This window comes from Williamsia limnetica, from assembly GCF_003217475.1.
GTDB lineage: Bacteria > Actinomycetota > Actinomycetes > Mycobacteriales > Mycobacteriaceae > Williamsia > Williamsia limnetica.
Genome location: NZ_QJSP01000001.1, coordinates 235805 through 261495 on the forward strand (window position 1 = coordinate 235805; position 25691 = coordinate 261495).

32 protein-coding genes and 1 pseudogene are annotated in these 25691 nt (G+C 62.5%); 15 read left to right on the plus strand and 18 right to left on the minus strand.

Going from position 1 to position 25691, the window contains the following annotated elements:
- Window positions 1-5 precede the first annotated feature (5 nt).
- Window positions 6-371 carry a winged helix-turn-helix transcriptional regulator gene (locus DFR67_RS01135; RefSeq protein ID WP_110467868.1) on the minus strand — a complete coding sequence of 122 codons (366 nt, stop codon included), beginning with the start codon at window positions 369-371 and terminating at the stop codon, window positions 6-8.
- Between the two features lie 134 nt (window positions 372-505).
- On the opposite strand from DFR67_RS01135, the gene DFR67_RS01140 reads away from it, so the two are divergent.
- Entirely contained in the window at window positions 506-907 is a 402-nt protein-coding gene (locus DFR67_RS01140) for a hypothetical protein (protein WP_146240340.1), read from the plus strand.
- A gap of 67 nt (window positions 908-974) precedes the next feature.
- On the opposite strand, the gene DFR67_RS01145 is transcribed toward DFR67_RS01140, so the two are convergent.
- Entirely contained in the window at window positions 975-1841 is an 867-nt protein-coding gene (locus DFR67_RS01145; RefSeq protein WP_110467578.1) for a helix-turn-helix transcriptional regulator, read from the minus strand.
- A 152-nt stretch (window positions 1842-1993) separates the two neighbouring features.
- Between DFR67_RS01145 and DFR67_RS01150 the strand changes: the two genes are divergently transcribed.
- Complete coding sequence (locus DFR67_RS01150; protein ID WP_110467579.1) at window positions 1994-3067, plus strand: aldo/keto reductase; 1074 nt, start codon at window positions 1994-1996, stop codon at window positions 3065-3067.
- 117 nt (window positions 3068-3184) lie between these two features.
- On the opposite strand, the gene DFR67_RS01155 is transcribed toward DFR67_RS01150, so the two are convergent.
- Both DFR67_RS01155 and DFR67_RS01160 read right to left on the minus strand, forming a co-directional pair.
- Window positions 3185-3880: a YqjF family protein gene (locus DFR67_RS01155; protein WP_110467580.1), complete on the minus strand. Its 696-nt coding sequence runs from the start codon at window positions 3878-3880 to the stop codon at window positions 3185-3187.
- A gap of 187 nt (window positions 3881-4067) precedes the next feature.
- Window positions 4068-4979 (minus strand): TolB family protein, encoded by a 912-nt coding sequence (locus DFR67_RS01160; protein WP_110467869.1) that lies wholly within the window; start codon window positions 4977-4979, stop codon window positions 4068-4070.
- A 217-nt stretch (window positions 4980-5196) separates the two neighbouring features.
- On the opposite strand from DFR67_RS01160, the gene DFR67_RS01165 reads away from it, so the two are divergent.
- Window positions 5197-5538 (plus strand): PLDc N-terminal domain-containing protein, encoded by a 342-nt coding sequence (locus DFR67_RS01165; RefSeq protein ID WP_342766700.1) that lies wholly within the window; start codon window positions 5197-5199, stop codon window positions 5536-5538.
- A 6-nt stretch (window positions 5539-5544) separates the two neighbouring features.
- Window positions 5545-6042, plus strand: coding sequence for a hypothetical protein (locus DFR67_RS01170; RefSeq protein WP_110467582.1), 498 nt, complete (start codon window positions 5545-5547; stop codon window positions 6040-6042).
- A 36-nt stretch (window positions 6043-6078) separates the two neighbouring features.
- Here the strand turns inward: DFR67_RS01170 and arr are convergent, their stop codons facing one another.
- A complete protein-coding gene (gene arr / locus DFR67_RS01175; protein WP_110467583.1) occupies window positions 6079-6507 on the minus strand; it encodes an NAD(+)--rifampin ADP-ribosyltransferase in 429 nt (142 codons plus the stop codon).
- A gap of 153 nt (window positions 6508-6660) precedes the next feature.
- On the opposite strand from arr, the gene DFR67_RS30375 reads away from it, so the two are divergent.
- On the plus strand, window positions 6661-6807 hold the full coding sequence (locus tag DFR67_RS30375; protein ID WP_158539867.1) for a hypothetical protein: 147 nt from the start codon (window positions 6661-6663) through the stop codon (window positions 6805-6807).
- Window positions 6808-6910: 103 nt separating this feature from the next.
- Here the strand turns inward: DFR67_RS30375 and DFR67_RS01180 are convergent, their stop codons facing one another.
- Window positions 6911-7570 carry an enoyl-CoA hydratase/isomerase family protein gene (locus DFR67_RS01180; RefSeq protein ID WP_110467584.1) on the minus strand — a complete coding sequence of 220 codons (660 nt, stop codon included), beginning with the start codon at window positions 7568-7570 and terminating at the stop codon, window positions 6911-6913.
- A gap of 16 nt (window positions 7571-7586) precedes the next feature.
- A complete protein-coding gene (locus DFR67_RS01185) occupies window positions 7587-8222 on the minus strand; it encodes a TetR/AcrR family transcriptional regulator (protein ID WP_110467585.1) in 636 nt (211 codons plus the stop codon).
- Between the two features lie 137 nt (window positions 8223-8359).
- Here DFR67_RS01185 and DFR67_RS01190 point away from each other — a divergent pair, with 137 nt between their 5' ends.
- Genes DFR67_RS01190 through DFR67_RS01195 form a run of 3 tightly spaced genes read left to right on the plus strand, consistent with a single transcriptional unit; the run spans window position 8360 to window position 10036 of the window.
- Entirely contained in the window at window positions 8360-8971 is a 612-nt protein-coding gene (locus tag DFR67_RS01190; protein WP_146240341.1) for a TetR/AcrR family transcriptional regulator, read from the plus strand.
- On the plus strand, window positions 8968-9693 hold the full coding sequence (locus DFR67_RS30740; RefSeq protein ID WP_170135182.1) for a hypothetical protein: 726 nt from the start codon (window positions 8968-8970) through the stop codon (window positions 9691-9693). Before DFR67_RS01190 ends, DFR67_RS30740 begins: the two co-directional genes overlap by 4 nt.
- Complete coding sequence (locus DFR67_RS01195) at window positions 9584-10036, plus strand: GNAT family N-acetyltransferase (protein ID WP_110467587.1); 453 nt, start codon at window positions 9584-9586, stop codon at window positions 10034-10036. Before DFR67_RS30740 ends, DFR67_RS01195 begins: the two co-directional genes overlap by 110 nt.
- Window positions 10037-10262: 226 nt before the next feature.
- Here the strand turns inward: DFR67_RS01195 and DFR67_RS01200 are convergent, their stop codons facing one another.
- The 7 genes from DFR67_RS01200 to DFR67_RS01225 form a co-directional block, all read right to left on the minus strand.
- Window positions 10263-11174 carry a ferredoxin family protein gene (locus tag DFR67_RS01200; protein WP_158539868.1) on the minus strand — a complete coding sequence of 304 codons (912 nt, stop codon included), beginning with the start codon at window positions 11172-11174 and terminating at the stop codon, window positions 10263-10265.
- Window positions 11171-11392 (minus strand): hypothetical protein, encoded by a 222-nt coding sequence (locus tag DFR67_RS30380; protein WP_158539869.1) that lies wholly within the window; start codon window positions 11390-11392, stop codon window positions 11171-11173. The genes DFR67_RS01200 and DFR67_RS30380 overlap by 4 nt, the downstream gene beginning before the upstream one ends.
- Before the next feature lie 220 nt (window positions 11393-11612).
- Window positions 11613-12596, minus strand: coding sequence for an ABC transporter substrate-binding protein (locus DFR67_RS01205; protein WP_245937644.1), 984 nt, complete (start codon window positions 12594-12596; stop codon window positions 11613-11615).
- 316 nt (window positions 12597-12912) lie between these two features.
- Complete coding sequence (locus DFR67_RS01210; RefSeq protein WP_110467589.1) at window positions 12913-13251, minus strand: hypothetical protein; 339 nt, start codon at window positions 13249-13251, stop codon at window positions 12913-12915.
- 168 nt (window positions 13252-13419) lie between these two features.
- Window positions 13420-14712, minus strand: a complete 1293-nt coding sequence (locus DFR67_RS01215) for a serine hydrolase domain-containing protein (RefSeq protein WP_110467590.1) — start codon at window positions 14710-14712, stop codon at window positions 13420-13422.
- A gap of 14 nt (window positions 14713-14726) precedes the next feature.
- The gene (locus DFR67_RS01220) at window positions 14727-15488 is read right to left on the minus strand and encodes a maleylpyruvate isomerase family mycothiol-dependent enzyme (RefSeq protein ID WP_110467591.1); all 762 of its coding nucleotides are present in this window, start codon (window positions 15486-15488) and stop codon (window positions 14727-14729) included.
- 44 nt (window positions 15489-15532) lie between these two features.
- Complete coding sequence (locus tag DFR67_RS01225) at window positions 15533-16123, minus strand: TetR/AcrR family transcriptional regulator (RefSeq protein WP_110467592.1); 591 nt, start codon at window positions 16121-16123, stop codon at window positions 15533-15535.
- A 526-nt stretch (window positions 16124-16649) separates the two neighbouring features.
- Here DFR67_RS01225 and DFR67_RS01230 point away from each other — a divergent pair.
- A complete protein-coding gene (locus DFR67_RS01230) occupies window positions 16650-17396 on the plus strand; it encodes a BPL-N domain-containing protein (RefSeq protein ID WP_245937645.1) in 747 nt (248 codons plus the stop codon).
- 166 nt (window positions 17397-17562) lie between these two features.
- Complete coding sequence (locus DFR67_RS31530; protein ID WP_425451235.1) at window positions 17563-17790, plus strand: DUF6461 domain-containing protein; 228 nt, start codon at window positions 17563-17565, stop codon at window positions 17788-17790.
- 40 nt (window positions 17791-17830) lie between these two features.
- Here the strand turns inward: DFR67_RS31530 and DFR67_RS01240 are convergent, their stop codons facing one another.
- The gene (locus DFR67_RS01240) at window positions 17831-18427 is read right to left on the minus strand and encodes a TetR/AcrR family transcriptional regulator (protein ID WP_110467594.1); all 597 of its coding nucleotides are present in this window, start codon (window positions 18425-18427) and stop codon (window positions 17831-17833) included.
- A 75-nt stretch (window positions 18428-18502) separates the two neighbouring features.
- On the opposite strand from DFR67_RS01240, the gene DFR67_RS01245 reads away from it, so the two are divergent.
- Window positions 18503-18988 carry a DUF4188 domain-containing protein gene (locus tag DFR67_RS01245; RefSeq protein WP_342766701.1) on the plus strand — a complete coding sequence of 162 codons (486 nt, stop codon included), beginning with the start codon at window positions 18503-18505 and terminating at the stop codon, window positions 18986-18988.
- A 457-nt stretch (window positions 18989-19445) separates the two neighbouring features.
- Window positions 19446-19733, plus strand: a pseudogene (locus tag DFR67_RS31035) (nucleotidyltransferase domain-containing protein); the annotation flags it as partial.
- Between the two features lie 86 nt (window positions 19734-19819).
- Here DFR67_RS31035 and DFR67_RS01255 read toward each other — a convergent pair.
- On the minus strand, window positions 19820-20149 hold the full coding sequence (locus DFR67_RS01255) for a hypothetical protein (protein WP_146240343.1): 330 nt from the start codon (window positions 20147-20149) through the stop codon (window positions 19820-19822).
- A 520-nt stretch (window positions 20150-20669) separates the two neighbouring features.
- Window positions 20670-21290 (minus strand): TetR/AcrR family transcriptional regulator, encoded by a 621-nt coding sequence (locus tag DFR67_RS01260; protein WP_158539870.1) that lies wholly within the window; start codon window positions 21288-21290, stop codon window positions 20670-20672.
- A 272-nt stretch (window positions 21291-21562) separates the two neighbouring features.
- Between DFR67_RS01260 and DFR67_RS01265 the strand changes: the two genes are divergently transcribed.
- The 3 genes from DFR67_RS01265 to DFR67_RS01275 are packed head-to-tail and all read left to right on the plus strand — an operon-like array spanning window position 21563 to window position 25061.
- Entirely contained in the window at window positions 21563-23455 is a 1893-nt protein-coding gene (locus DFR67_RS01265; RefSeq protein ID WP_110467598.1) for a linalool dehydratase/isomerase domain-containing protein, read from the plus strand.
- Window positions 23452-24321: an oxygenase MpaB family protein gene (locus tag DFR67_RS01270; RefSeq protein WP_245937646.1), complete on the plus strand. Its 870-nt coding sequence runs from the start codon at window positions 23452-23454 to the stop codon at window positions 24319-24321. Before DFR67_RS01265 ends, DFR67_RS01270 begins: the two co-directional genes overlap by 4 nt.
- 53 nt (window positions 24322-24374) lie before the next feature.
- Window positions 24375-25061 (plus strand): haloacid dehalogenase type II, encoded by a 687-nt coding sequence (locus DFR67_RS01275; protein WP_110467599.1) that lies wholly within the window; start codon window positions 24375-24377, stop codon window positions 25059-25061.
- Window positions 25062-25071: 10 nt separating this feature from the next.
- Here the strand turns inward: DFR67_RS01275 and DFR67_RS01280 are convergent, their stop codons facing one another.
- On the minus strand, window positions 25072-25680 hold the full coding sequence (locus DFR67_RS01280; RefSeq protein WP_110467600.1) for a class I SAM-dependent methyltransferase: 609 nt from the start codon (window positions 25678-25680) through the stop codon (window positions 25072-25074).
- Window positions 25681-25691: the final 11 nt, after the last annotated feature.

Below are 25691 nucleotides of genomic sequence, written 5' to 3' on the forward strand. Positions count from 1 at the left end.
GAGCTTCATGGTGTCGTCGACAGAGCCTTGATGTATTCGCCGCCCCACTGATTGAGTTCAAGTGCGAAAGCTTTCAGACCTTCGCCCGTGACGGTCAGCGAATATTCGACTCGTGGTGGGACTTCGGCATAGGCATGCCGCACTACGATCCCGTCCTGCTCCAATTCACGCAGTTGGCGCGTGAGCACTCGTGGCGTGACGTTTCCCACGCGGCGGCGAAGCTCCCCGTAACGCAGCGAACCCTCGAGGAGGTGCTTGACGATCGTCATCTTCCATGCGCCGCCCAGAACGGCAATGGCAACTTCCACAGGACACACGTCCATGGCGCGCTGCACGGGTCCCCTGATGCCGCTTCCGAGGTCTGCTGTCATCCCATCCATAGGAACATTTTCGTCCATATGGACAGAAATGTACATACTAACTTTTAGGCTCACACCTTGATATACCGGAACACAGAGAGCCAGGAGCACGTAAACGCTGCCGGAGTAACACCAAGGAGATTGACGTGAGCAGGCAAACCGTAGACGAGGCGCAACCCATCAGAACGCGTGATGTTGCAGTGATCGCCGTCTTGAGCGCAACTCCTCCTCTGACGTGGACAGCAAGTGTTTTGCCTACGGCGGCGGCCGCTGCGTTCTACACCTTGGCGGCAATCGCTTCACTAGCTGCGCTGGTCGTCATCCAGGTGAACGTGGGACTGCGGATTCAAGACGGAGCAGCACTCAGCACCGCGATCGTGGTCATTGCTGGAGTTGCGGCTTGGACTGTGGCGATGGTGCTCGCGCTGGGGCAATCGCCGGGCGCGATACTCAGCACGATCGCTGCCGCAGTGCTGCTGTCGCGGGCACTGAAACTCGGGACAGATCGCCGATGTGGTGGTGCTACTCGGACTTCAGCCACTCGATGAATTCGTCGGGAGGTAACCAACACGATCCGACCACCCGCGGGCGCCGATGGCCTCGTGGACGGAGTGTTCAAAGCACGCGCAGGTGTCGGTCTGCCTCCTGTATGCGGTGCAGGGCAAGATTGTCGAGCGCGTTCTGCGACTGCGCGTTTGCCGCGCGGTAAATGATCAGCCGCAGGTCGGGATCGCCCAGGGGGTTGAGGACGTCGAACGACACGGTCAGATCGCCCACCGCAGGATGCCGCATCGGTTTGTCGCCGCGAGCGCGGACCGCGACGGCGCGTGAGCGCCAGTAGCCGGCGAACTCGGCACTGCCCTGTTCGAGTTCGTTGATGAGGTGGGCGAGTTCGATGTCGGTGGCGTGCGCGGCCCACGCCGCGCGTAGGTCGGCCACCGCCCCCAGGACCACATCCTCCCGGCCTCGATAAAACCCGTCGAATCGCGGGTCGAGAAAACACATGCGCAGGACGTTGCGCGAACGTGCGGGTTGTTCATCGAGGTCGAGAAGCAGGGCGGCCATGACCTCGTTCCACGCCAGGATGTCGAGTCGATAGTTGACGATCATCGCCGGACGCGGATAGATATCGTCGACGAGTTGGACCAAGCTGGCCGGCACGAGCGGCACGGTGTCGCGTTGGGGCACGCGGTGTCCGGCCAAGGTCAGCAGGTATGCGCGTTGATCGTTGTCTAGGTGCAGAGCCGCGCAGAGGGCTTCGGCCACCTGTACAGAGGGCCTGGCATCGCGGGCCTGCTCTAGACGGGTCAAGTAGTCGACGCTGACTCCGGCCAGCGCCGCGACCTCTTCGCGGCGAAGCCCCGGTGTGCGCGACGCCCCGATGCGCGGAGCCAACCCCACGTCGACGGGCTGGAGCGCTTCGCGGCGGCGACGCAGCAACGCCGCCAGTTCCTGCCGGGCCACCGGCGATGTGGTGCTCACGAGTCCACGCTATGCCGGTTGGCAGAAATTATCCTGGTACGCCCTGACCCAGGATGACTTCGGCCTACCTGCCGACGCCCACGTCGGGCACCGTCAACGAGAGACGACGCAATGGCTGTCGGCGCTAACAAACACACCGCAGGGAGCATTCAGTGACAAGACTCGATGACTATCGACTACTGGGACGGTCCGGACTACGGGTCTCGCCACTGTCGTTGGGGGCCATGACTTTCGGTGACGCATGGGGGTGGGGAGCCGACAAAGCGTCCGCCCGCCAGATTTTCGACACTTATTTGGAGGCGGGGGGCAATATGATCGACACCGCCAACATTTACACAGACGGCCAATCCGAGCAGTATCTCGGTGAGTTCCTCCGATCCCGCCGCGAATCGGTGGTGGTGGCGACCAAATACTCAGGCACACGCAACCCCGGCGATCCCAACGCCGGAGGCGCCCATCGCAAAAGTCTCGTCGCCTCGGTAGAAGCAAGCCTGCGCAACCTGCGCACCGACTATATCGATCTGCTCTACGTCCACGCCTGGGATGGTCTGACCTCCGGCGATGAGGTCATCGCAGCCTTGAATGATCTGGTGCGCAGCGGCAAGGTCCTCTACCTCGGCATATCGGACACACCGGCGTGGCAGGTCGCGAAGATGGCAACCATCGCCGAACTACGCGGCTGGGCGCCGTTGTCCGCGCTGCAAGTCGAGTACAGCCTGATAGAACGCACCACCGAGCGGGACCTGATCCCGATGGCCGCCGAACTCGGTCTGGCAGTGGTGCCCTGGGCGCCGCTGGGCGGGGGCGTCCTCACCGGCAAATACACCTCCGCCGACCTCACCGCACCGCCGGCTGATCGCGCCGGTGGCACACGTCGAGACCACGCGAAGGTCAATGGCACCCTCACTGAACGCGGCCTGCACATCGCCGAGGCCGTTGTCTCGGTCGCCGGCGAACTGGGAGTGCGCCCGGCCCAGGTCGCTCTGGCCTGGACGCTCCACAACCCGGCAGTGGTGAGCTCGCTGATCGGTGCCCGAACACTGCACCAGTTGCACGAAAATCTCGCGGCCCTAGACATCGACCTCGATTCTGAGCACATCGACCAGCTCGATCGGATCAGTGCAATCGAGCACGGTTTTCCGCACGAGTTCCTGACCAGGCCGATGGTGCGCGGCGTCGTTCACGGCCACACCACCACCCGCCTACGACCCACCGTGCGATGGTGACCAAATGGGATTCACGGCGTTGTTCACACCGATGATCGGTGGACTGATGATCGCGGTCGGGGGTTTCGTTGCTTGCTAGCAGGAGTCGCGAATGATGGAGCGACCCGCTGGCTCCGATCAGCTAGCGCCGGTGGTGCGCACGGTGTACGGCCGGCCGAATTGTGTGGAGACACCGGGCGAGTACAGCACCGAGTCGGGTGGCCGGTTGGAGACGTTCGGAAGTCCTGCTGCGCCGACGAGTTGGTCGTTGCAGTGGGTGACCGTACCGTCTGACAGTTCCCAGCGCCGATGCACATTCGGTACGTAGAGAAGTCGCCCTGCAAGCGATGTGTGTAAACCCCAACGCGCCGTGAGGAACACGGCGAGCGCGTCGTCGGACATGTCCCGCGATCCACGAACCACCCCGAACTCCGTTGTGGTGCCGCGGAGTGGTGGCGCCAAGCGCGAACTTCGGTAGGAGATCGCCGATCGGTCGTCAGCGATTGCCATGGATGCCCAGCGGTATGGAACACCAAGGAGGTTGGTGCCCAGGACTACAGCGAGTCGACTCGCTTCGAGTGAGCGGAATACGACGCCACGTCGGCCATCTGAGTCCGTCGAATACAGCCGAACATTGATCTCAGGAAATGTGCCTAGATAGGGAACAGGACGCCGGTATCCCAGGCCGGCGCCCACCATGCGGAACCCGATCAGCCCAACCCACGACGAGCCGTCGAACTCATCAGGGATACAGCCGTGGGGCAACAGCGGAGCAACAAGGTCGCCGGAGACGCGCCAGTGCAAGAACACAAGCCGTTCCCAGCGTTGGTCCATGACAATCGGGCGCGGTAGGAGAGGAGGCCTCGGCCAGAGTCGTCGTCCACCATCGCAGTCCATGTCATGAACGATAGGCGCGATGGCCCGGGGTATCCGGTGCAGTACGCAGAGGTCCACTTGCAACCCTGCATGGTCAGGAATAGTGGAGCCGCATGCTCGAGTGCAGGCCGGCTCTACGGCCTGTTCATTGTCCGCCCCCGACGCTTGGCCACTGAGCGGTGATGGACCGCGGCGTCAGCCGCTTCTCATCGGACCCGTCGGGGTTCATGGAGCCGAGCTCAGCCCGACTCGGGATGGCTATATCTGTGACGAGCTCGCCGGTTTCCGTGGTGGCCCGGGTGTAGATGATGCGCGATCCATCGGGCGTGAATACCGGATGTATTGCGTAGGTGTCAGTGAGCTGCCTGATCTCACCGCCCGTGGTGGGCATCGAATAGATTTCCGATCCATTGTTTCCGCCGCGGTTGCTAGAGAAGACGAGGGTCGATCCGTCGGGGGAGTAGGCAGGATCAGCATTCCAGAATTGGTCGCGCAAGACGACTTTCGATTCTCCGCCTGTCGTTGGTGCCTCGACGAGGTACCCGGCGACGTTGAAGATCACGCGTGAACCGTCTGGAGAAAATGCCGGTTCGGAGGCCCCGTCGTTCTGCGCGATGACACGCACATCAGAACCGTCGCTGTTCATGACGTGGATGGAGCCATTGCTCGTGAACGCGATCACAGAACCGTCCGGCGAGAAGACCGGTTGGTAGCCGCCGTCGCGAATAGTCTTCGACTTGCCTGACTTCAGGTCGACGAGTTCGATGACCGTGCCGCCCCGGGTGTACGCGAGTTGTTCGCCGGACGGGGACAGTGCGGGGAAGTTCGCGTATCTCATGTCGGTGTCATCGCCCAATGTCGGGGTGATCTGGCGTAGGCCACTGCCGTCCACGTCTGCCACGAATACCTGGCCCCACCCGTCGTCGAAGGCGATGAGAACCGGTGTTGGCGCTGGCCGTGCGTCGTCCGAGCAGGATGTCAGGACCACGAGCGCGGCGATGACAACGGGCACTATCCGGGAGAACCGCACCGGGTGATGATCGCAGATACTGAGCATCAGCACGGTCGAACCAAGACGTCTTCATAGCGATTTGGCTGCGGCCTTTGTTGGCGTTTGCGTGCGCTCTTCACATCAGGAAAGCCCCAATGCGCGTCCTTCAAACAGGTGAACATGTCCACCCGACTAGGTTCGATGCGGCCAGTACCTCTGTGAGACAGTATTTTTGAAGTTTCGCGTCGAAGGGGGACAGGCGATGCCCTATATGGGTTTGATCGTGCTTGTAGTGATGATTGCGGCATTGATCGACATTGTCGGCAGTGAGGCCGGTATTCGAGGTCTGCCGCGGTGGGGATGGCTGCTGTTGGTCATAGTGCTGCCGTTGGTGGGGTCGATTGTCTGGTTCGTGGCCGGCCGGCCGGTCGCAGGTGGTCATCGGCATCCGTCGGGTTCGGGCCGGGCGAGTGCGTTGGGGTTTCCCGAGTATGACGAACCGGGCCGATTCGAGCCGGCAGATCCCGCGGCCGATGCTGAGTTCTTGCGGCAGGTGCGTGAACGAGCCGACGAACAACGCCGACAGGCAGAGCTGCAACGTCGACGCCGAGAGCAGGACGGTTGAGTTGCGGTGACTGAGCCCGGTCATGCTCGAACGGTGGGCGATGCGGCGTGGTGGGTCTTCATCGTCGCCAGCCTGATCGCGGGAGGCGTGACATGGCTCGCCGGTGAGCGTTATGTGCAGTTCGTGCCCCCTTCGGCCGTCATGAGTGGTTCCGATATGGCGTACTCGGGTTCGTACTCCAGCTTCGTCGGTGTGGCCATAACGGAGGCTTCCACGGGGGACGGGACCACCAGCTGGTGGCTGAACCCGGCGTTCTACTCTTTGGCCGCGTTCGTCGTCGTGGTTGCGGCTTCCTTGTGGGAAGCCTGTACCTACCGGGATGTGGTCACGGCTGCGGCAACTGTCACCGTCCCCTTCGCTGCGCTCGTGGTCCTGGGACTGGCCACACCGGGTGTCATCGTCGATCAAGACCTGACTCCGGTAGCGACGTTGGCGCTGGCAATCGTGGCTGCAGGGATACGGGGATTGTGGAAGCGAACACTCCCGTCGACGAGCATGCAATAACCGGCGCACCACGGTGGCTGTGCGATTTGCCGCGCACTAGTCGTAGAGGACTGCACCGCCGCGGCGTCGTAGCGCGTCCAGCCCGGCGCGGAACTGACGAAGGTACTCGGGAGAATGCCCGACCCAGTCGGTCATCTCCCCAACGATCTTCACCGGCTGGGCGCTCCGATAGGAGTGAGTCGGATTGCCGGGAATTTTCTTGTCGGTGACATTCGGGTCGTCTTCGACGTCGTCGTTGGGCTCCACGATGTAGACGCGGCAGGCTCCATCGCCCACCGCCATTTCTGCGGCCAGCACCGCGCCATCCAACACCTTTGTCATGTAGACGTAGTTCGAGATGTGATCGGCGCGGTAATTGGAGCGATGACCGGGCACGAGTAAGTCACTTACCTGAAGATCGGCCTTGGTGCCGTGGAAGTAGTTCCCTGACTCGTGCACCAAAAAGCGTTCTGGCGTGTCTGCCATATCTGCCATCGAAAACCCCTCCGCATGTCGGTTGCCGGGTGATTGTGCACGACGTCCGGGGTCTTGCGGCAAGCCCCCGGCCCCGCGATATCATCAAACGGGAACTGGCAGTACGGACGATCGAGCCAGGCGGCGCGCCATTGGACTGTTCAGATGAATGAGACACCTCCTTCACCCGAGAACCGCTGTAAAGTCGCGGGAACCGGCGCCTTTGTTGCGGTCGTCATCGTGATCGCAGTGCTGGTAGTGGTTCTTGCGGTGCCAGCCTTCATCGTCGTTGCCTATCTCGTTGCGCTCTGAGCGCGGCAGGCAGCTCAGTATTTCCCGACGCCTGTCAGCGATTGCCCGATCGCCGTCCCGCTACTGGTTGAGGCAGCTTCATGTGGGACGACTTCGCGGGGGATCAGTTTTGGCCCTGCTGCAACGCTGCTGTTACTGCGGTGTACATGGTGGTCTTGATTGCTCCCAACGTGTCCGGGCTTTTCCCGATGATGGGTGACAGTCGGCCGATTGCGGCGTCCACGACGTCGGCTTCTGGCGCGGTGTCGTCGACGATGCCGACGGTCAGTGCTTCTGGGCCACCATATCGATGGCCGGTCGTCATGGCAGTGACTGCCGTCTGGGGGCTCAGCTTTGCTTGGATGAGGGCCGCCATTCCAGGCGTGAAGGGAATGTTGATGTCGACTTCGGGGAAACAGAAGTAGCCGCGGTCGTCTCGCATCACCCGATAGTCGTGGGCGGTCGCAAGCATGGCTGCGGCGCCAAAGGCATGACCGTTGATCGCCGCCACCGTAGGCAATGGGAAGGTCAAGATCCGGTTGAACAGCGCGTGTACCTGATCGACGTACCATTCGGCGCGGTCACCGTGTGCCAGAAGCCAGTCGAGGTCCAGTCCGTTGGAGTAGAACTTTCCCGTTGCGGTGGTGATGAGTCCTTGGGCGTCGGTGTGAGCGGCGGTCAGGTGTGTATTGACTGTCTCGAGCCAGTCCGGTGAGAACCTGTTTTCGTCGTCGCCGAAGTTCAGTACGGCGATCTTGTCGTGGTACTCAAGGGTTGCGGTCATAGGACGTCCTTTCACTTCACTTTCTGGTTGATCTGGCGGTAGGCGGAGAAACGGTCAACACTGCTCGCACGGCGGCGGCGAGTCGTTCTCGTGCCAGGGAATCGTGAGTGTCTTTGTGACGCAACAGCAAAGCGGATGGCAGTTCGACGACGCAGTCTCGGATGACCGCAACCGCGAGTCGGTCGGCACGGTTCCACATCACCTGAGACAGTTGGATGAGTAGGTCGCCCAAGGTCTTGTCGAGCAAGCGCAGATCCTCGGCTATGTCGGCCGGAATGTCGCCGGAACCCAGGAGTTCCTCACGTCGCACGGTGAGGAGAAACCGTGCCGAGATAGGGTGCTCAATCGAGAACAGGGCAGGGGTATCGGCGGCCGCGACCACCGCCTCGACCGCGCTCTCGCGGCCAGAGCCCTCGGCTAGTGCTCGGTCAACCGAGTCGCGTTGCAGCGCGAGAAACTGTCCGGCCGCACGCAACCACACCCGCCCAACCAACCCGGTCCGTGACCCAAAAGCGTTGTATATAGCGCCATTTGATACCGCGGTGGCCTCAGAGAGCGCGCGTATGGTGACAGCGGCCGGCCCTGCATCGACAGCCAGCTTTTCGGCGACATCCAACAGGTGGTCGTGATCGTGAACGCGGGGGCGTGCCATGGAGCCACCATAACAGAGCGCTTGCTCTGAAACCCACACCCAAGCGGTTTGGACCCGCAAGACGCCCTCCCGATACGGGGCCGCTCGTAACAGCTGTTACGATCTTTGTAACAGCTGTTACGAGCGTGAGACGGGAGGTGAGTGAACTGGCCGCCAAAGTGAACGACGCGCGAGGCCGTATCTCCCGTGCAGTGTGGGACACGGTCGCGGAACTAGGAATCGAAGCGACGACCGTGCGTGCCGTCGCGGACCGCGCCGACTGCACCACTGGCCTGATCATGCACCGGTTCGGCTCTCGGTCGGCCATGCTGGTCCATGCGCGACAGATGCTCTTCGAGCGCACCTCAGCGCGGGCCGACAGCGTCGCCGAAGCAAGGGCCACCTCTGCGGCCGAGCGTCTTTTCGCCATCGCTTGTACAGCGCTGCCGCTTGACGATGAACGCATCGTAGAAGCCCGGATCTGGACAGGCTTCGCGGCAGCCTCCATCGCCGATGCCGACCTGCGAGAGCTGCACGTGCACAACACGCGGCAGTGGCTCGCTCGCATCACGAACCTTGTCGCCGGTCTCGATTCGGACGTCACCGATGCCGACGCCACCGAGTACGCCCAACAGATCATTGCCGTCGTCGAGGGCGCCGCAGTCCTGGCGGTGCTCGACGACACAATGTATCCGCCGGCACGGCAGAAACGGCTGCTACACCAGACGATCACCGACGTGGTCAACCGGATCGGGAGTGACCGGCTGTGATCGATCCTCGGTTTGTCCTGGTCGGTGCGGCCCTGTCAATGCTCGGTAGCTCGTGGTACGCCTTGCTCACCCTGCGTGGTGTCGTGCGCCCCAACCGCGTCTCGTGGTTCTTGTGGTCAGCCGCACCCGCCGTAGCGTTCGGCGCGCAAATCAGCGACGGTGTCGGGCTTGCCGCCGTCACCACCCTCGCTGTCGGCCTAGGCCCGTTCCTCATCTTCTGCGCGTCATTCGTCAATCCGTCGAGTTATTGGCGGGTAAGCAGATTTGACCTGTGGTGCGGCGTCGGCGCCGTGATTGCCCTGCTGCTCTGGCTCGCTCTCGACAATCCCGTCCTTGCTGTTCTCACTGCGGTCGCCGCCGACGCCATCGGCGGCATTCCCACCGTGGTCAAAGCATGGCGACAACCTGATACCGAGCGGGGCTTTGTCTACCTGCTCGGCACTGCCAACGGCACAATTGCTTTGCTGAGCCTGCCCGTGCTCGACGTCACCACCGTCGCGTTCCCGCTCTACTTGCTTCTACTCGGGCTCACCATGTGCTCCGTCGTGTCGATACGCGGGCGCCGATTCCACACACGAGACCACTACCCCGCACCGACGAAACGGATCCGAAATGCCCACCCTCCATCACGCCCCACTCGCTCGAATCGACCAACACACCCTCTACCGCATCATGGCTCTGCGGATAGCAGTGTTCGTGCACGAGCAGGGAATCGTCGATGAAATCGAGCTGGACGGCGCGGACCTACTGCTCACAACAGACTTGTTCTGGATGCAGAACGACGACGGCGAGGTGACAGCCACTCTGCGCGTCCTCGCCGACCACGACCCGGTCCACATCGGGCGCGTGGCGACGGCGGCCGCCGCAAGGGGCCGCGGTTACGCCGGGCAACTTCTCAGGGCCGCTCTGCGGGCTTACCCCGGCGCAGTAGAGATCTCAGCACAGTCCCACCTCGAGAAGTGGTACGGCCGCTTTGGCTTCGCTCGCATCGGCGACAACTACCAAGAAGCGGGAATCCCGCACGTGCGGATGCTCAAGACGTCTGGTGAAACCGACGCGACTTAATCCCACGAAAGAACTCCGGTCCGTCTGAGGCGAATCGCCCCTGGAAACAGCCTTGTTCGTTGCGCCGCCGCCGGGACAGCGCTTCGTTTTGACACGGTCGGTGACGCTTCGAATGCGTGCTGAGAACGGCTGCCGCTGCTGGTCCTGCGATGACGTCCGAGCCCACAGATGGGAGTCGCCGACCAAGGCAGCGCTGATATAGGAGACGAACATCCCAAAACAGTTGTCATCGAACTTCGGTGACGTCCACCAGTCGATAGTGCTCAGGGCGCGCCGTGGTGGGAGTGGTGCAGGACGTCAAACGTGAGGGAGCTGGGGCTGAGGCGAGTTGAACCCGGTACCGCCGGTGGGCGGTGTCGACCACGACGAAGATGTCGTTGCCGAGGAACGTGGCCGGGTGTGGGGTCACGTCGGTGATCCCAGTCAGACCCAAATGTTCCCGGACGAGTGCGTCGGCCGCTTGTTCGACGGGTTCGTCAACGCACCGACCCCGGTAGAGATCGAGTCGAATGTCGCCGCCATCGTGCTCGTCAAGAAGTTCGGGCGCAGTGGCAGCGTCGACATGCCCGTAATAGATACCCTCCGGCAATCCGACCACACCGGCAGCGAAACGGTCACCGCCTAGGTGGGTCGACTCCCACGCACGATCGCCGCGATCACGCAGGGCCCGGGTGACCCGTTTGCCGAAGACCGCACAACATGCGTCCTTCTTTCCGTGAGTACAAACCAAGTAGAGAGCGGCCTCGACAGCGTTCCAACCAGCCACCGGCACAGGGCTCGCAGCAGCCTCGATATCCAGGGACAGGACGTCCAACGGGTCCGCGAGCGTGCGTGAGCGAAGCCACGGACCTTTGCGGCCGGAGTGAGCCAAGAATACTGTGATGGCCTTGTCATCCGCGGGTTTGCGGACGGTCGGCCTGATCAGTTGAGGACGGATTGCCGCCGCCCTACAGCGCACCTTCAGTTCCTCAACGACCTCCTGAGCAAAAACACTGTGGGTGAATGCATCTCGGGACCACGGGCCCGTCTGTTCGATCAGCAGCCATCCAGCAGCGCGGGCAGCGGTACCGCGAAGTGGCTCCCGCAGGGTACGGGCGATCTGAGTGCAGGCAGGGGGTCGGGTGGGGAGAGCGGTCACGCCGTACCGCCGCCAATGGTGTCGAGAAGCCTGTTGGCTGACAAGACATTGCCGAACAGAAACTCTGCCGACGGAGCGGTCGTGATCGAAGACGCGGCGACCGCGAACAATGGGTTGCCGATCGAACGGACGACCTGATGTTCGGTGTCCGAATCGGCCTCGGCTCGGACGCGAATTACCAAGCGCTCGAGGTTATCCGGATCGCGGGTATCTGACATGTCGGTGATCTTGCAATCGGAAAGCAAGGACTGCGCCTGCGCAGAGCAATCACGGAACTCAGCGAGCTGCGTCAATGTCTGCTGCCACCGATCGGGCGCGTAGACGCCCACGATCGCCGGCGCGATGTCAGCGATCCCATCGAAGAGCTCACGGGTGTCGCCGCACCTATTGGGAGGCCCGCGACCGCCATCACGGCGATCACCATCATTCGATTGCGAATCACAGCGTGCTCGCCTTGTCGAGTATGGCATTTGCGCCAGTCACACCGATTCCGGTGATCCAGGTGCGATAGTCCACCATGTGGATCTCGCCCCGGCGATACACGTCGAGATTCACGAGGAGCGTTTCCGGGATCTCCATGGCACTAGAGGAATTCGCTACGAACACCTGGTCAGTGTCGATCTGGGAGATGTACTCCATCGAGATCTCCGACATATTGTTCTTGGGGTCCCACGGCTGCTCAGCGATCGTGTAGCCGGCAGACGTGAGCACCGATCCGGCAAAAGTCTGCGGTCCGTGGAGACGCAGCTTTCCGTCCACAACTCGGACGAGATGAACTGTTCGCCCAGTGGTCGCCCGAGCAGACATGGTGTCGGCGCGAGTTTGCAGGTCGGCCAGCAAGGCGTTTGCCTCGTCGGCCTTGTTCAGCGCCTCGCCGAACGTTCGCACCGATCCTTGCCAGTCGATTGCCGGCGACGCCACGAAAACTGTGGGAGCAATCGCCGACAGTGCATCGTACAGATCGCCGTGCCGTTGTTTGTTCGACAGGATCAGATCCGGCTCCAGCGCGAGGATCGCCTCGAGACTGGGGTCAGTGATGGATCCGACGATTTCGGTGGGGTCCAGAGCTGAACCGAGATACAGAGGCAACGTGTCTGCAGAACCGGCCTGGGCTGCGCCGACGGGGGAGAACCCCAACGAGACCGCTGTATCGATCGGGAGACTGTCCAACGTCACGACCCGCTTGGGATTGATGACCACCTCGGACGTGCCCATTGCATGCGAGATCGACCGAGTCTTGCCCCCGTCGGTTGACTCACTTGAACTTCCACAGCCGACGACCACCGCACCGAGCGCCGCTGCACCGATGCCGAAACCGAATTGGCGTCGGGTCAGAGCCATGACCAACGACTCCCATGAGGCAGGGTCTATATCCCTGTCGTTCGTACGAATGCTCGTGCGGTCCATCACTGAGGTCACCATGACAATCACCTTAACGCAGGTGAGCCTTGCCTAATGACATTGAGTAGTGTCCGCTCGATGAGGCTTCGCAGCGTGCAGATGTAGAACCGCGCGTCGCCGTTCGACACTTGGGCGCGGGCGCGGGCGCCGGGCATCATCATTCGATATGTCTGACGCGCTGTAGCGGCCACTCAAGGCGGATACTCGAAAAGATCCACTTTATCGGCGCCCTGAAAGGGCTGGGGGAAAAGTTCTTTCAGCGACGGCTTGAGACATGTTGCCCCCTCATTGGAGTGAGTCTCATTCTCTGCAAAGAGTTTTGACGATGGCAGTGGGGTCAGTGGTCCTTATGGATATTCGTTCGGGAGTACATGCTGTTCGAGGTCGATGCTCGTGCGATGGTCGCCAGGCTGATGGCGATGAGAACTATTCCGCCGATCCAAATCCCGGTGGCGTCGGAGTTCAGTGGGATTGCTGACGAGGCGAGGACGATCGCTGCGACTCCGGCTGCGAGTGCTCGTACTCGGCGGGTGAGGACGTCGCTGCTGTTGTCGCGGTTGCTGATGTCGCTACTGTTGGTGCGGTTGCTTCTGGCGTGCAATTTGTACGACGAGAACGCTGCGACGGCCAAGAGGATGCCCGCGATGATGAGGAGGATGTTTGCGGCGGTTTCCATAATGTTCCCTGTGCTCGTTGATGGTGCTTGTTCGTCAGTGATCGCTACTGCGCTGGGTGAGATTGATGAGCATTGCGTTTCACCGATTGAGGTGAGGCCCGAATGTGCTGGAGAAGATCTTCCCCCGCTCTCGGTTACATTGCGTCTGCGAGTGTGTTTGGTGCGGTTTCACCTGGGTGCTTCCGAGGTGGCAGTTGATGTGGTGGGGGCTGGGTCGCCGGGTACGTTGGTTGGTCCGTAGAGCGTGCTGATGATCGACTTCGCCACCACTACGGCGGCGTTCTCTCCATCGACCGGGGAGGCCGAGAGATTCGTGCCGACAATGATGGTGTCACCGGTGTTGAGGTTGTAGGCCATAAACGACGAGAACCCGGGTAGCTGACCGTCGTGACCGAGGATGCCGGGGGCGAACTGTGCGATCCCGAGGCCATAGCCGACGCCGCTCGTTGAGCCTGGGGTCATAGGCTGCACACTGTCGAGTCGCAGCTTCTGGGTTGTGTCGTCGAGCAAACCGCCGCGGACGAGGGCTTTCACGTATATAGCAAGGTCAGCGGGGGTGGAAATGGCGCCGCCCGCCGTCCACGCCCATGATGGGTTCGCATCGGTCTGATCGATCGGCTTGAGGGTTCCATCGAGCGCATCGGGCAGTTGCGCGGCGGGTACTGCGTACGAGTCGATCGTTTCGACGTTCGTGCCGAACTGGTAGCCCTGCGGATGGGTGTCGGGAATCGATGAATCGTCCGGCGCCGGCAGGTGGGTGTGGGTAAGGCCGAGCGGTTCGAAGATTCGCTTGTCGAACGCTTCCGAGGCCGACATGCCGGTGAGCTGTTCGATCACCACCCCGAGCAGCACGATGTTGGTATTGCTGTATTCGAAGACCTGATCGGGAGCGGCATTGGCCGGATGTGAGAAGGCGATCGCGAGCAGTTCATCGGCCGTCCACGCTTTTTGTGGCTCTGCATCGAGCGTGGCATTGAAAGTGGGGTCGAAGGTGTAACTGTAAAGCCCGCTGCGCATCTCGGAAAGATTGGCAATGGTGATGTCGTCGCCGCCAGGTACATCGGGCCGAAACTTCGAGATCGGGTCCTCGAGGGACAGTCTGCCCTCTTGGACGAGCTGCAGGATGACGGTCGAGGTCATGGTCTTGGTGTTGCTGCCGATGCGCAGGTAGTCATCGATGGCTATCGGCACATCTGCGCCGAGCTCAGCGGTGCCGAATGTCGATGTCCAGTCTCCCCGGGAGGGCGACTGCACCATGACGACGACGCCCGGGATGGCGTTGTCTGCCATGACTGTAGGGACGGCACTCTGCAGCTGGGTCGAGTAGGCGGGTTGGGCTGACGTTGTCGATGTGTCGGCGGTGGGGGCGGCGCCGGTCGGTGACTGCGATGTGCACGCGCTCAGGGCTAGCACTGCGACCGCGGCGATCGTCGCCAGGGCGGTTCGGTTGCTCGATGTCATTGCGTGTCCTTCGATCACAGTGGCAGTGGGTGGTTGAGTAGCCCGGTCGCCTCGCCGCGCCCGGACAAGATCGAACAGAACTCGATGGCATCGATCTCGATGGCCTCACCACCGTCGCCGGCGCGGTACGAGCCACCAGCAGGGCCGGTCAGCGTCAGGTTGAACGGCAGACCGTGAGTGCCCGCCCATTCGGCGACGATGTCGGCGATGAGGCGGCCGTCGTGCTCGGCGTCGACGTCGAGTTCGGTCCCCGCAGCACGCGCGATGTCCACCCGGTGCATCCAGACATCTCGGGTGAACCCGACATCAAACAAGTACCCGACCGGCTGACGCCCCACTGGGGCCGGCAGATTGAGTAGCGGCAACTTGGCGATCAGGCGAGGCAGCGTCGTGCGGGACTTGAGTGCCTTCGGAACTATCGCGTCCCACTCAGCGATCAACTCCTCAGGCGAGCTGGTCGCCCGCTCGCGGACATGCACCTCGTTCATGCCGTCCCACCAATACTGCCCACCGACCTCGGCAACCAGCGGCTTGCCTTTACGGACCTGCCGGACGAACTCACGCGGCGATGCCTGGCCGGCGGCCGATCCGACAATGTGGGCAGCGACGGCGTGCACGTCCCACAGCTGACAGGCCGTAGGCTTGCCCCAGTCGCTCGTCCGGAGGGCACGTAGCGCGGCGGCGAACTTGCCGTTCTCGACAGCGGTGATCTGCATCGCCTCGTGGTGCTTGATCCGCGGGATCGCGGCGACGTCGGTGTTCGTGGGACTGGTCATGATCTGCCTTTCGGGTGAACGGGCGCGAACTGGAGTGTGGTCGATCAGGTGGCCGGACGGACTGCGCCGGCGAGGAACATGGCGACGACGCGGGGCACATGCTCGACCCACCGGTCGCCGCCTGGGTCGTTGGCCATCTGCTGGTCGCACAGACCTGCGACCAGCGCGCTGAAGATGTCAACGTCGTCCTGGTGCTCGACTCCTGCGTCGGCAAGGACCCCTCGGGCCCGGTGGTAGAAGTCCAGGGCCACCTCCCAGGACGCGGTCGACGGGGCGAACCCTGGGATCACGCGCTGGAAGAGCAGCTGGTGAACCACCGGCTCGGCACTCGCGAAACGCACGAGCTCGACCACGAAGTGCTCGACCGCGGCTCGCGGCTCGCCCGGCAGTGGCCGCTCATCCAAATACGTTGCGAGACGGCGGTACCCGTCGGCGAACATGGCGTCATACAAGTCGAGCTTGGAGGCGAAGTACACGTATAGCGACGGCTGACGCAGATTGACCCGGGCGGCCAAGTCGCGCAGCGAGATCAGCGCCAACCCGTCGCGCTCAGCCAACAGCCAAGCCTCGGCAAGGATCCCAGCGATCTTGGCCTCTCGCCTCGCTTGGCGGGGGTCGGTCTGCGTGCCTGACATCTACACTCCTATCGGCGATAGGAAAACTATCACTGAAAGGTAAAGGTGTTGTCAAGCTTTCTGCGCGATTGGCCGAAGATGTAGCGAACGTGGAGGAGGGCCACCGCGGAACCACTGAACTTCCGAATAGCTCCTGGGTACGACCCACCTAAGCCGCGTGCCGGCCATCGTTTTGTCTGCCGTCACGAGCCACCCGCGCCGCCGAGATCGGCTGGCTCTGATCGAACAGGACTACCCGGGAGCGATCGCCGAAGAACGCGCACCGACGCGACGGCTACTACGACACCACCATCGTCAACTGATCCGCCGACTCACACGGGCGAAGAGCCGCCGAGATCCGTGGGTCTTCGGCCCGCGATCGTGGTCGTCGATCTCCGGCCCGAACAGCCGAAACCATCTAAACTGCTGTCTGATCGAACAAACACCGGGGTCACCCGCTCGTGGTCGCCGCCGCGAGCCGTCCGCGAGGAGAGACGACTTGCCCGCTCGCCGCCAGGGGAGAACGCGTCCTTTCCGCTCGACGAGTATGCGAGCGCTGGTCGCGACGGCTCTGGCCGCACTGGTGATGGTGATGGGTTGCGCTCCTGCGACCAGTGCGCCGGACCCCCAACTTCCCCTCGCGCTGATCTACAACGGTCCTCAAGGGTGCGACGACTGCGCGCCCTCCATCGCGACGCTCCTGCGCAACGCGCCGCAACCGTTCCGGACCAAATATGTGGGTCCCGGCACCGGCACCCCTCTCACCGCGGCCACTCTGGCCACCGCGTCGCTGTACGTGCAACCCGGGGGAGGCCAGGATCTCGAGTCCAGTTGGGACGACCTCAAGGGAGTGGCCGGCGACCTGCGCGCGTGGATCAGCGGCGGAGGTAGCTATCTCGGCGTTTGTTTCGGAGGCTACCTGGCGGGAGCCGATCCCGGTTTCGACCTGCTGCCTGCCGCAGTGGGCGGGTACACGGACACCGCCGGCGCCACTGTGCACAACGACAGGGACACCGTCGTCGATGTCACCTACCGCGGACAGAAGCGGCACATGTACTTCCAGGACGGTCCCGCGTTCACCGTCAAGCCGAACTCGAATGCCGAAGTCCTGGCGACCTACCCCAACGGAATCGCCGCAGTCATGGTCGCGCCCTATGGGAAAGGCAAGGTCGGGGTCAGCGGCCCACACCCCGAAGCTGACCAGTCGTGGTACGACGAAGCCGATCTCGAGAATCCGGACGGAGTACGGACCGATATCGCCTACGAGCTCATCGAGAAGACCACCGGCCGGTAGGTGGACTCGCGAAAGGACGCCGCAGCAGACTGATCGGCGGAACGGTGTTCGCGCCGCAGACCGACCGTGAGCACTTGGGCGAGCTTGGTTCGGACCGCGGTGGTGCCTGCGTCGGTGGGTCCGCTTCGGGGCGTTAGAACTGCACTTCGAACCTCTCGCGTCCGGCATCACCCGCACCGGCGCTCACCCCGACGACTACCTCCAGGACATGAGCGAGGCTGGCCTCGACCTCACCCATTCGCGCGATGTTCGAGATGTTCCAGTCAACGCAGCCACCCTCGCCCTCGCCGAGCGAGCCACCGAAACTCCATTGCATCCGGAAGTGTTTCACAGCAACACTTTCACACTGGGACTCGTCCAAGCGTCCAGGTCACCTGCCAGTCGCCCCGCATAGCCAGAGCGAGACCTGCACTCGCGGGGGTCCGTGGAACAGGTCAGGGGCGGGCCGCGCGCCATCCGTCAATGACGGCCATGGCGGACGCACCCGGATCGGCCCCTTCCGGAAAGTGACCGGCAAGCATCAACGTGGTTAGCCCATGAACCTGCGACCACAGCGAAGCCACCACGGTATCTACCTCAGCCGACCGAAAGATGCCGGCGGCGATGGCCCGCCGCACACCGTCCCTCAGCGGCGCGATCGCGCGGGCCGAGGCAGCTTTGGTCTCAGGACTTTCCGCGATACCAACAACTGATTGCCCGAACATCAGCTCATACAGCCGCGGATTCTCCAGCGCCCACGCCACATACATCACACCCATGCCCGCGAGATCAGTAGACGCCTCGCCGGACTGGGTGCCGGACACCTGCGCCTGGGTGAAAGATTCGAACGCCCGGACCAGGACGCTTCGCGCCAAACCGTCCTTGCTGCCAAACAGGGAATAGACCGCGGAGGTCGAGGTGCCGGCAGCGCTCGCGGCCTCGCGGACAGACAATGCCGCTATGCCGCGGTCCGCGACGATCCTCATCGCCTCGTCCACCAGCCGGTCACCCACCGCGTCCGTGTGCATTTTTGGTCTTGCCACAACTCCCATAGTTGCATAACATCGTTTCGTAACAACGTTTCGAAACCAGGGGTAGGCGCTATGGTCCAGACCGAGGCGACACGGATGACCGCCGAATCTCCCTCACAGGGAACAACCTTGTTCCTGATCGGCATGCGCGTGACACGGCCGTGGCGCCCGCTCTCGTGGCTATCGGTGATGATCGAGATGCCGCCGATGCTGTGGCATCTTCGAAGGCATCGCGACGCCGGAATGCTCGCCAGTCGCATGTATTTCGGCGGTTCGATACTGGTGGTGTCGTACTGGCGTTCCGGTGAAGACCTGCGCCGCTTCGCGGCCGACACCTCCGCACCGCATCTGCCCGCCTGGCGCCGCTACTCCAAGCGCCTGGCCGATCGCAACCGTGTTGGTATCTGGCACGAAACGTACGTCATCGGCGAACACGAGACGATCTACGCCGGAATGCCACCCTGGGGGCTTGCCGAGGCAGTCGGACACAGACCGATCGGACCCACCCAAGCCACTGCACAGAGGCGTCTCGCCGCATCTCGCACGACGCCAGCACAGGCCGACGCCCATCAGGCTCTGTGAGGGTTACTGCGCCCTGTCACCCGAACGGCACTGTGTTCGAAGGCGGCGCGTCCGAATAGGGCTGTGAGTGTGTAGTCGATTTGTCGAAAGTCGCACTCCCGCCGCGCGGCATCCCGAGCGCGGCTCCAAGGATCCACGCAAAGAGGAACCCTGGCATAGCTGTGATCGAGAGCCCTTGCAGGGAGAGCGGTCCATCTTTGACGATGAAAGCCCCCTTGCCTCAATTCGCACTCCAGTACGCGGCATGGCGCAATGCCCTGCCAGCCGTTGGTCAGCTTTACTTGACAAAATCTAAATATCCCGGCGTATCGCTCTGTGGTGCAATGTGTTCCGTTACCTGTGACGAAACGAAGCCCGATCTAGGATGAGCACGGTCCCACGAGGTCGCTCCGCCATCCAGCGCTCGCCAACTATAGTTGTGTTAGTCCAACATTAGTTAATAACAGGGGTGCGGACCATGCAGCTCAACAAGCCATTCGCTACGGCGACGCCAACCCTGGACGGTGACGTGCTCGCCGTCCTGGCGAGTTCGGACGTTACACACGATCGGCCAGGTCCAGCGCATCCTCACCACCGTGTCGGGGGAGGGCATCCGCAAGGTCCTCAACCGGCTCACCACTCAGGGCGTAGTGCTGCACGACGAAGTGGTCGGACCCACACCTACCGCCTTAACACCGAGCACCTCGCGACCGAGCCGATCATGGCGCTCGCGCGGCTGCACTCCACATTCCTGCGCCGCCTCGAGTGACACGCCACCGCGAGCACTTGGACCCGATCGTCGAGGTGTCCGTATCGCGGAGGACTGCAGTGAGGACAATTCACGGGGCTCGCTCAGAAGCAGAACTCGCCGGGGTTGGCGAGAGTTGTAGCAACAACTCCCGCCGCCACGATCGCCGCGACCACGACGAGCACAACCGCCGCAACTGACCGGGTTCGGATGGCCAGCGCCATGAACGGAACCATCCACACCGAAGCCACGACAATGAGATACACAACACCGAGCGTGGACGGCCGCAACTTGCCTCCGTCGCAGCTGGTGTCGGACACCGCGAACCTACTAAACGTCGCATAGATGCCGACGAAGGCGGTCCACCCGGCGAGTGCGAGGCCGATGGCCAGCGCCGTCACTACCTGCCGCCTGCCCATCTGCCGCCTGCGCATATCCGCGCAGTCTAGCGTCCGGCGGCACCGCCACATGATGGAGTCGGGTCATCGGTGCCAGATTCGTAGTAGTAGGCGAGCCCGCGGAGTTGTTGTTTTGCCTGATCATCGACACGCTCGGTCCGTGATTCATCGGATGAAACTGAGTGCATTACTTGACATAATGTTTCTTATCGGCGCGGAACTAATACCAGGCCAGGGGCCTAGGGCCGGCTGCAGCCCGAGTCGCTTTGTTGCGAGCCTCTGCGGTCGATGCCGACGCAACGACCGCGTCACAACCCAAATACTCGGTGAGCGCTGAGCCGCCCCGCGGCGACTACGGGCAAGTTGACACTGGATGCGAACCCCCGAGTCGGCTGCGGTCATCCTTCGGTGACATTCTTCGGCGACGGCCCTCAGTATGGATGGGCTGCACAGAGCCCGCTGTTAGGCACCAAAACGTCACACGTGACGAAACCTGGTGATCAGCTGTTACTAATTCACCTGCGGCTCACGCCCTTTGGACCCGCTCCGCTCATGACTACTTGCTGGCGAGGCCGGCGACCGCAGTGGCGCCGATATCGATCAGGCGTAAGACGAACTCGTCGCGCTCCATCGGTAGTGCACCGCGAAGCCACATCGCCACGACATGTGTCGAGCCGGACACGAGCAGGTGCGCCACCAATTTGGCGTCGGCGTCGTTGACTGGGTCTGCGACCATCAGCCCCAAGAGCTGGTCGACGTAGCCATCGACAGCAGCATCGCGCGTGGCGAGCAACGCCGGACTGGCGGCCGACTCCAGGTACAGTCGTGCCGCGCGCGGGTCGTCCATAGCCGTCAAGACGGCGTCGATTGCAACCTCGAGGATCTGTTCGGGTGTGACGTCGCCGGGGCTTCGTACCGACTCGATGGCTTCTGCGATGCGGTCAAAAACACCTTGTAGTGCGGTCGATAGCAGTTCGTCGAGTGATGTGAAGCTCTCGTAAAAATATCGCTTGGCCAAGCCCGCCCTGGTGCACACGGCGCCAATGGTGAGCTCGCCGACGCCACCCTCATGCACCAGATCGAGTGCGGCGCTGAGCAGACGCTCGCGACGATCAACGAGACGTTCCGCCTGCGACACACCACCGTACGTGCGTCCGAAACCATCGGCTGTGTTCATGAAGACATCTTGACAGTGATCGGCGACGCATGCGAGCATTCAGGAACTGCTACGTAGCAGTTCCTGATTGGAGTCTTCATGGTGTGCTGCATCGCCGCCGTCGCTGTCCTTGCCGTCCTGACGCGGTTCGTCGTTGCACCGCTGTCCTGGATTCGTGGCACGACGCAGGACAGCTGCACGTTGCCCACAGCTCAATACACGGCTCAGCATGCCGAGAAGTCGGGAGCACTACAGTGACGCACGACCACTCTCCTACCCTTCTGACCCGGCCGATGGTCATGCCGCTCCTCGACGAACATGCCCGCCTCCTTCCGCCCGTCACGCGCAGAATCATCGCGAGATCCGCACTCTCCTATGCAATCCTCTGGCTTGTCGGCATCATTCTCATTCTTTCTGGCACCGGCCGTATACAGATGCTGGGCGCGGGCTTGCTCGTGCCGGGCGGGGCCCACTTCGCACACGGTCACATTGCTTTCGGAGTCGTCGCCCTCGCCGCAGTGGCTGTGGCCGTGCTGCTGTGGTGGATGGTGGGTGCATTCGTCGCGCCGTTCATCGTGTGGGGAATCGACCTCGCGTGGTCGGTTGCAATGGCCAGTGGACACCACCACGACGACACCGCACTGGCCGTCCTGCCCACCGTCGTGCCCGCGGTCGTCGCGCTGGCTGCGATTGCCCACGGGTTACGTCACCGGCGGCGGCTCGAGACCGCCGCCCGCACCAATCACGTCCTCAGTGCCCGCCCCGTAGAGGTGACGCGAGTGCCCTCCCGAGCCGTGCTACCCGTCGGCGAAGCCACACCCGAGGATCTGGCTCGGCTTCGGCTTGCCTTCGACCTTGCCCTGCAACCCATCGATCGATTTGATGGCTTCGACCGACGCGATCAGTTTCGCGAGGCTGCGCTGCGATACCAGCTCAGCATCCTCGGATATACGCTCTCGACCTACCGTTACAACTACGCGCCAGCATTCTCGGGGTACCTTGCCGAAGCAGGAGCCCGCTCGATCCAGAAAATGAGTGACCGACGAGTGTGGGGATACTGGGCTCTGGAAAACGCATGGGGTCGAATGAAACCGGGCCGCGACCCGGTCGACAACACCGACAACATCATGCTCACCGGGTGGCAGGGCGTCTCCGTAGGAATGTTCGAAAGCCTGGAGGACGACCGCTTCTCCCAGCCCGGGGCAATCACATACCGGTGGTCCGATACCGAGTCGTACGCCAACGACTTCCACTCTCTCGCAGTCTCCATTGAAGGGAACATGCGCAGATCGCCGTACACGCTGTACTCCTGCGAACCTCGCTGGATCTACCCGGTGTGCAACACCTTTGGCGTCAATACCCTTGTGCTGCACGACCGTCTTCACGGGACCAACATGTTCGCGGGCCTCGAGGAGGCCATCAGACGGGCGTACCTCGAGGAGTTCCACCGTCCCGACGGGAGGATCATCGGCGTGAGATCGGAGACATTGGGAATTTCCTGGAGCCCGTGGTCAGGCGACGGAGTATGGTTGCCCACCACCTACTGGATGCACGCCGCCCTGCCCGACCTTGCGCATCGTTCCTGGCAGCTGATGCGCGAGAACGTACTTCGCCACGACGGTGAACGGTTCCACCTACCGCGCACCCTGGCCAATCGTTGCGATGCCGGTTCTTACTCGTTCGGTCGTGACACCTTCGGCCAGATAATGCTGGCCATGGCAGCGCGTGAGATCGGCGACGAGGAAGTCGCGTCCAACGTCTTGGACCACCTCGATCACCACGAACCCATCCAAACCATCAACGAAGCAACAACATTCACCCAGACCTCCACGCAAGGAAACTTGTACTCACTGATGGCGCGATTCGGCCGGCACTCCGGTCTCCGCGATCTCATCGGCCACGGAGCGCAATCCACCTGGCATGGAGGGCCGCGCCTCGGGGATGCGTCGTATCCGGACGTGCTCGTGGCCCGCGCCGTCAACGACGGAGCAGCACTCGAGTGTGTTCTGTACCCCGGCGCAGGTGCCAGGCGAGTGAAACTCACCATCGACCGCGCGCAGCCCCACCGAACCTACCGAGTACGAGGTGCCCACGAATCTCAAGCATGCGCGGACACCGACGGAACGTTTCTCCTGACAATCGATCTCGGTGGTCGGACCGAACTGAAAGTGGAACCGCAGCTGTGAAACGGACCTTGGGCTGGAACGTCCGGCGGAAGATGCGAGCACTTGATCCGACCTGCGATGCGGACGAGATCGCGAGATTGTCGCTGGTCACGCTCAACGGAAAGAGTCGCCTCGTCTACACACTCTTCACCGTGGCGTTCATCAAACAGGTTGCCGTGCCTGCCATGGCACGCACACTCTATCGCCGCGGCACAGGCGATATCGTCGAGCAAACCATCAAACGCAACGACGACACAATCGTGTTCTTTGGGCAGCTGCTCGACCACGGACCGAGTTCACCGACCGGCCGTGACTGGATCGAACGACTCAATCAGATACATGCGCATTTCCCCCTCCGCAACTCCGACTCCCTGTACACCCTGTCGACGCTCGCGCTCGATCCACACGACCTGACCGCTGCACTCGGACACTCACCGTTCACCCCGGCCGAACTCGGATCACACTGGCTGTTCTGGCGGCAAGTGGCCGAGCGGCAACACCTCTACGGAATACCCGAGACACGCGCCGAACTGCGCACCTGGGCACAGCAGTACGAGGAAACCGAATATGCTCCCAGCGACGACGGCCGCCAGATCGTGGCAGCGCTCGTGCGAGCATTCGGACAACGCTGCCTGCCGGCTCCGCTCCGCCGTTGGGATGCCCACATCATCGGCGCCTTCTGTCCCCCGCGACTCCGTGACGTCCACGGCCTACCGGTCCCCGGACCCATCATCCACACCATCATCCGGCTCGGACTCGCGGTGTATGTTCACACCCTCGCCCTGCATCTTGTACCCACCGACCGCTCTCTGGCAGAAGATTTCGGCGACAAACGCTACGGTTCGCGGCCGCCGGCCGACGTCGGCTATCAGCGGACGCGCGGATGACCGGCTTGGCGGGTGGCACGATGGACCGTATTAGAGCTCAGCGAAAGGTGGACATGGTCAAAGTCTTGGCGTTCGACACGTTCGGCACCGTCACGGACTGGCACAGTGGCGTCAGTGCGGCGCTCTACAGATTGTTCCCCGACATCGACGGGTCTGAACTCGCGCTCGACTGGCGACGCACCTACGGCCCTGCGCTTGCTGAAGTGGAAGCCGGCGCTCGACCCTGGACGTTGCTCGACGACCTGCACCGCGAAGCACTCGAGCGACTACTCCACGACCGTGGCGTTGTGAACGCCACTGCCGATCAGATCAATTCGGCTGTGCACGCGTGGCACACGATCCCTGGCTGGCCCGAGGCCGCTGAAGGTCTGCGCCGACTCAAACGGCGATATACCGTGTGCGCGCTCAGCAATGGCAACGTTGCGCTGCTCACCGAGATGGCCAAGCTCAACGATTTCGCCTGGGACTTCATCGGTGGCGCCGATCTTTGGCGTCACTACAAGCCGGCCTCCGAGGTGTATCTCGGAATTGCCGATCTCATGCGCGTCGAACCACATGAGGTGCTGATGGTAGCCACCCACGCATCTGACCTCGAGGCGGCCAGATCTTGCGGTCTACGCACCGCGTACGTCGAACGACCTCGCGAGTGGGGAACGCAGCACAAAGATGAGCCCGTCAACCCACTCGATGACTACCACGTCACCGGAATGGACGATCTGGCCACACAACTGGGCTGCTGACCTCTGCCGGCTAAGTGCGGCGCACGAGTAGGTTGGCCATCGGGAATCTGTAACTACTGTCCCGGTAGATGATTCGCCAATCTTCGGCGAAACCGTGACTCCTCAGTAGTCGGCTGAACTCGTCGGGGTGCCATCGCCACGCGGGCGCAACCACGTGGTCGAACGGAACAGGCGGCCCGGGGTCGTCGCATGCCTGAAACGCAATCAGGACCGGCGTGCCCTCGGTCAGCCTGTCAGACCAGATGCGAACAACCTCGACAACCTGATCGGGCTCGACGTGGATCAGACTGAATCGGGCTATGACCGCGGCGATCCGGGTGTTCTCGGACAACACCGTCAAAGTCGCATCGCCCGCGATGAAGCGCAGGTCGGGGTATGTGCGCCACGCATGGTCGAGCATTCCCGTGCTGGGGTCGCAGCCGATCGCATCGAGCCCGCGATCAATCAAATCCGCTGTCACATGGCCGAGCCCACATCCAACGTCGACCGTCACGCCATCGCGGTCCTTGGCCACCTCTGCGAACGCGGCCACCGCATGCGCTTCGATGGGAAATTGATAGGCCGTCGGGATGGTCGCTGCGTACAGATCGGCCATGGCGTCGTAACCATCCTGAGTCATAGGATCGCCGC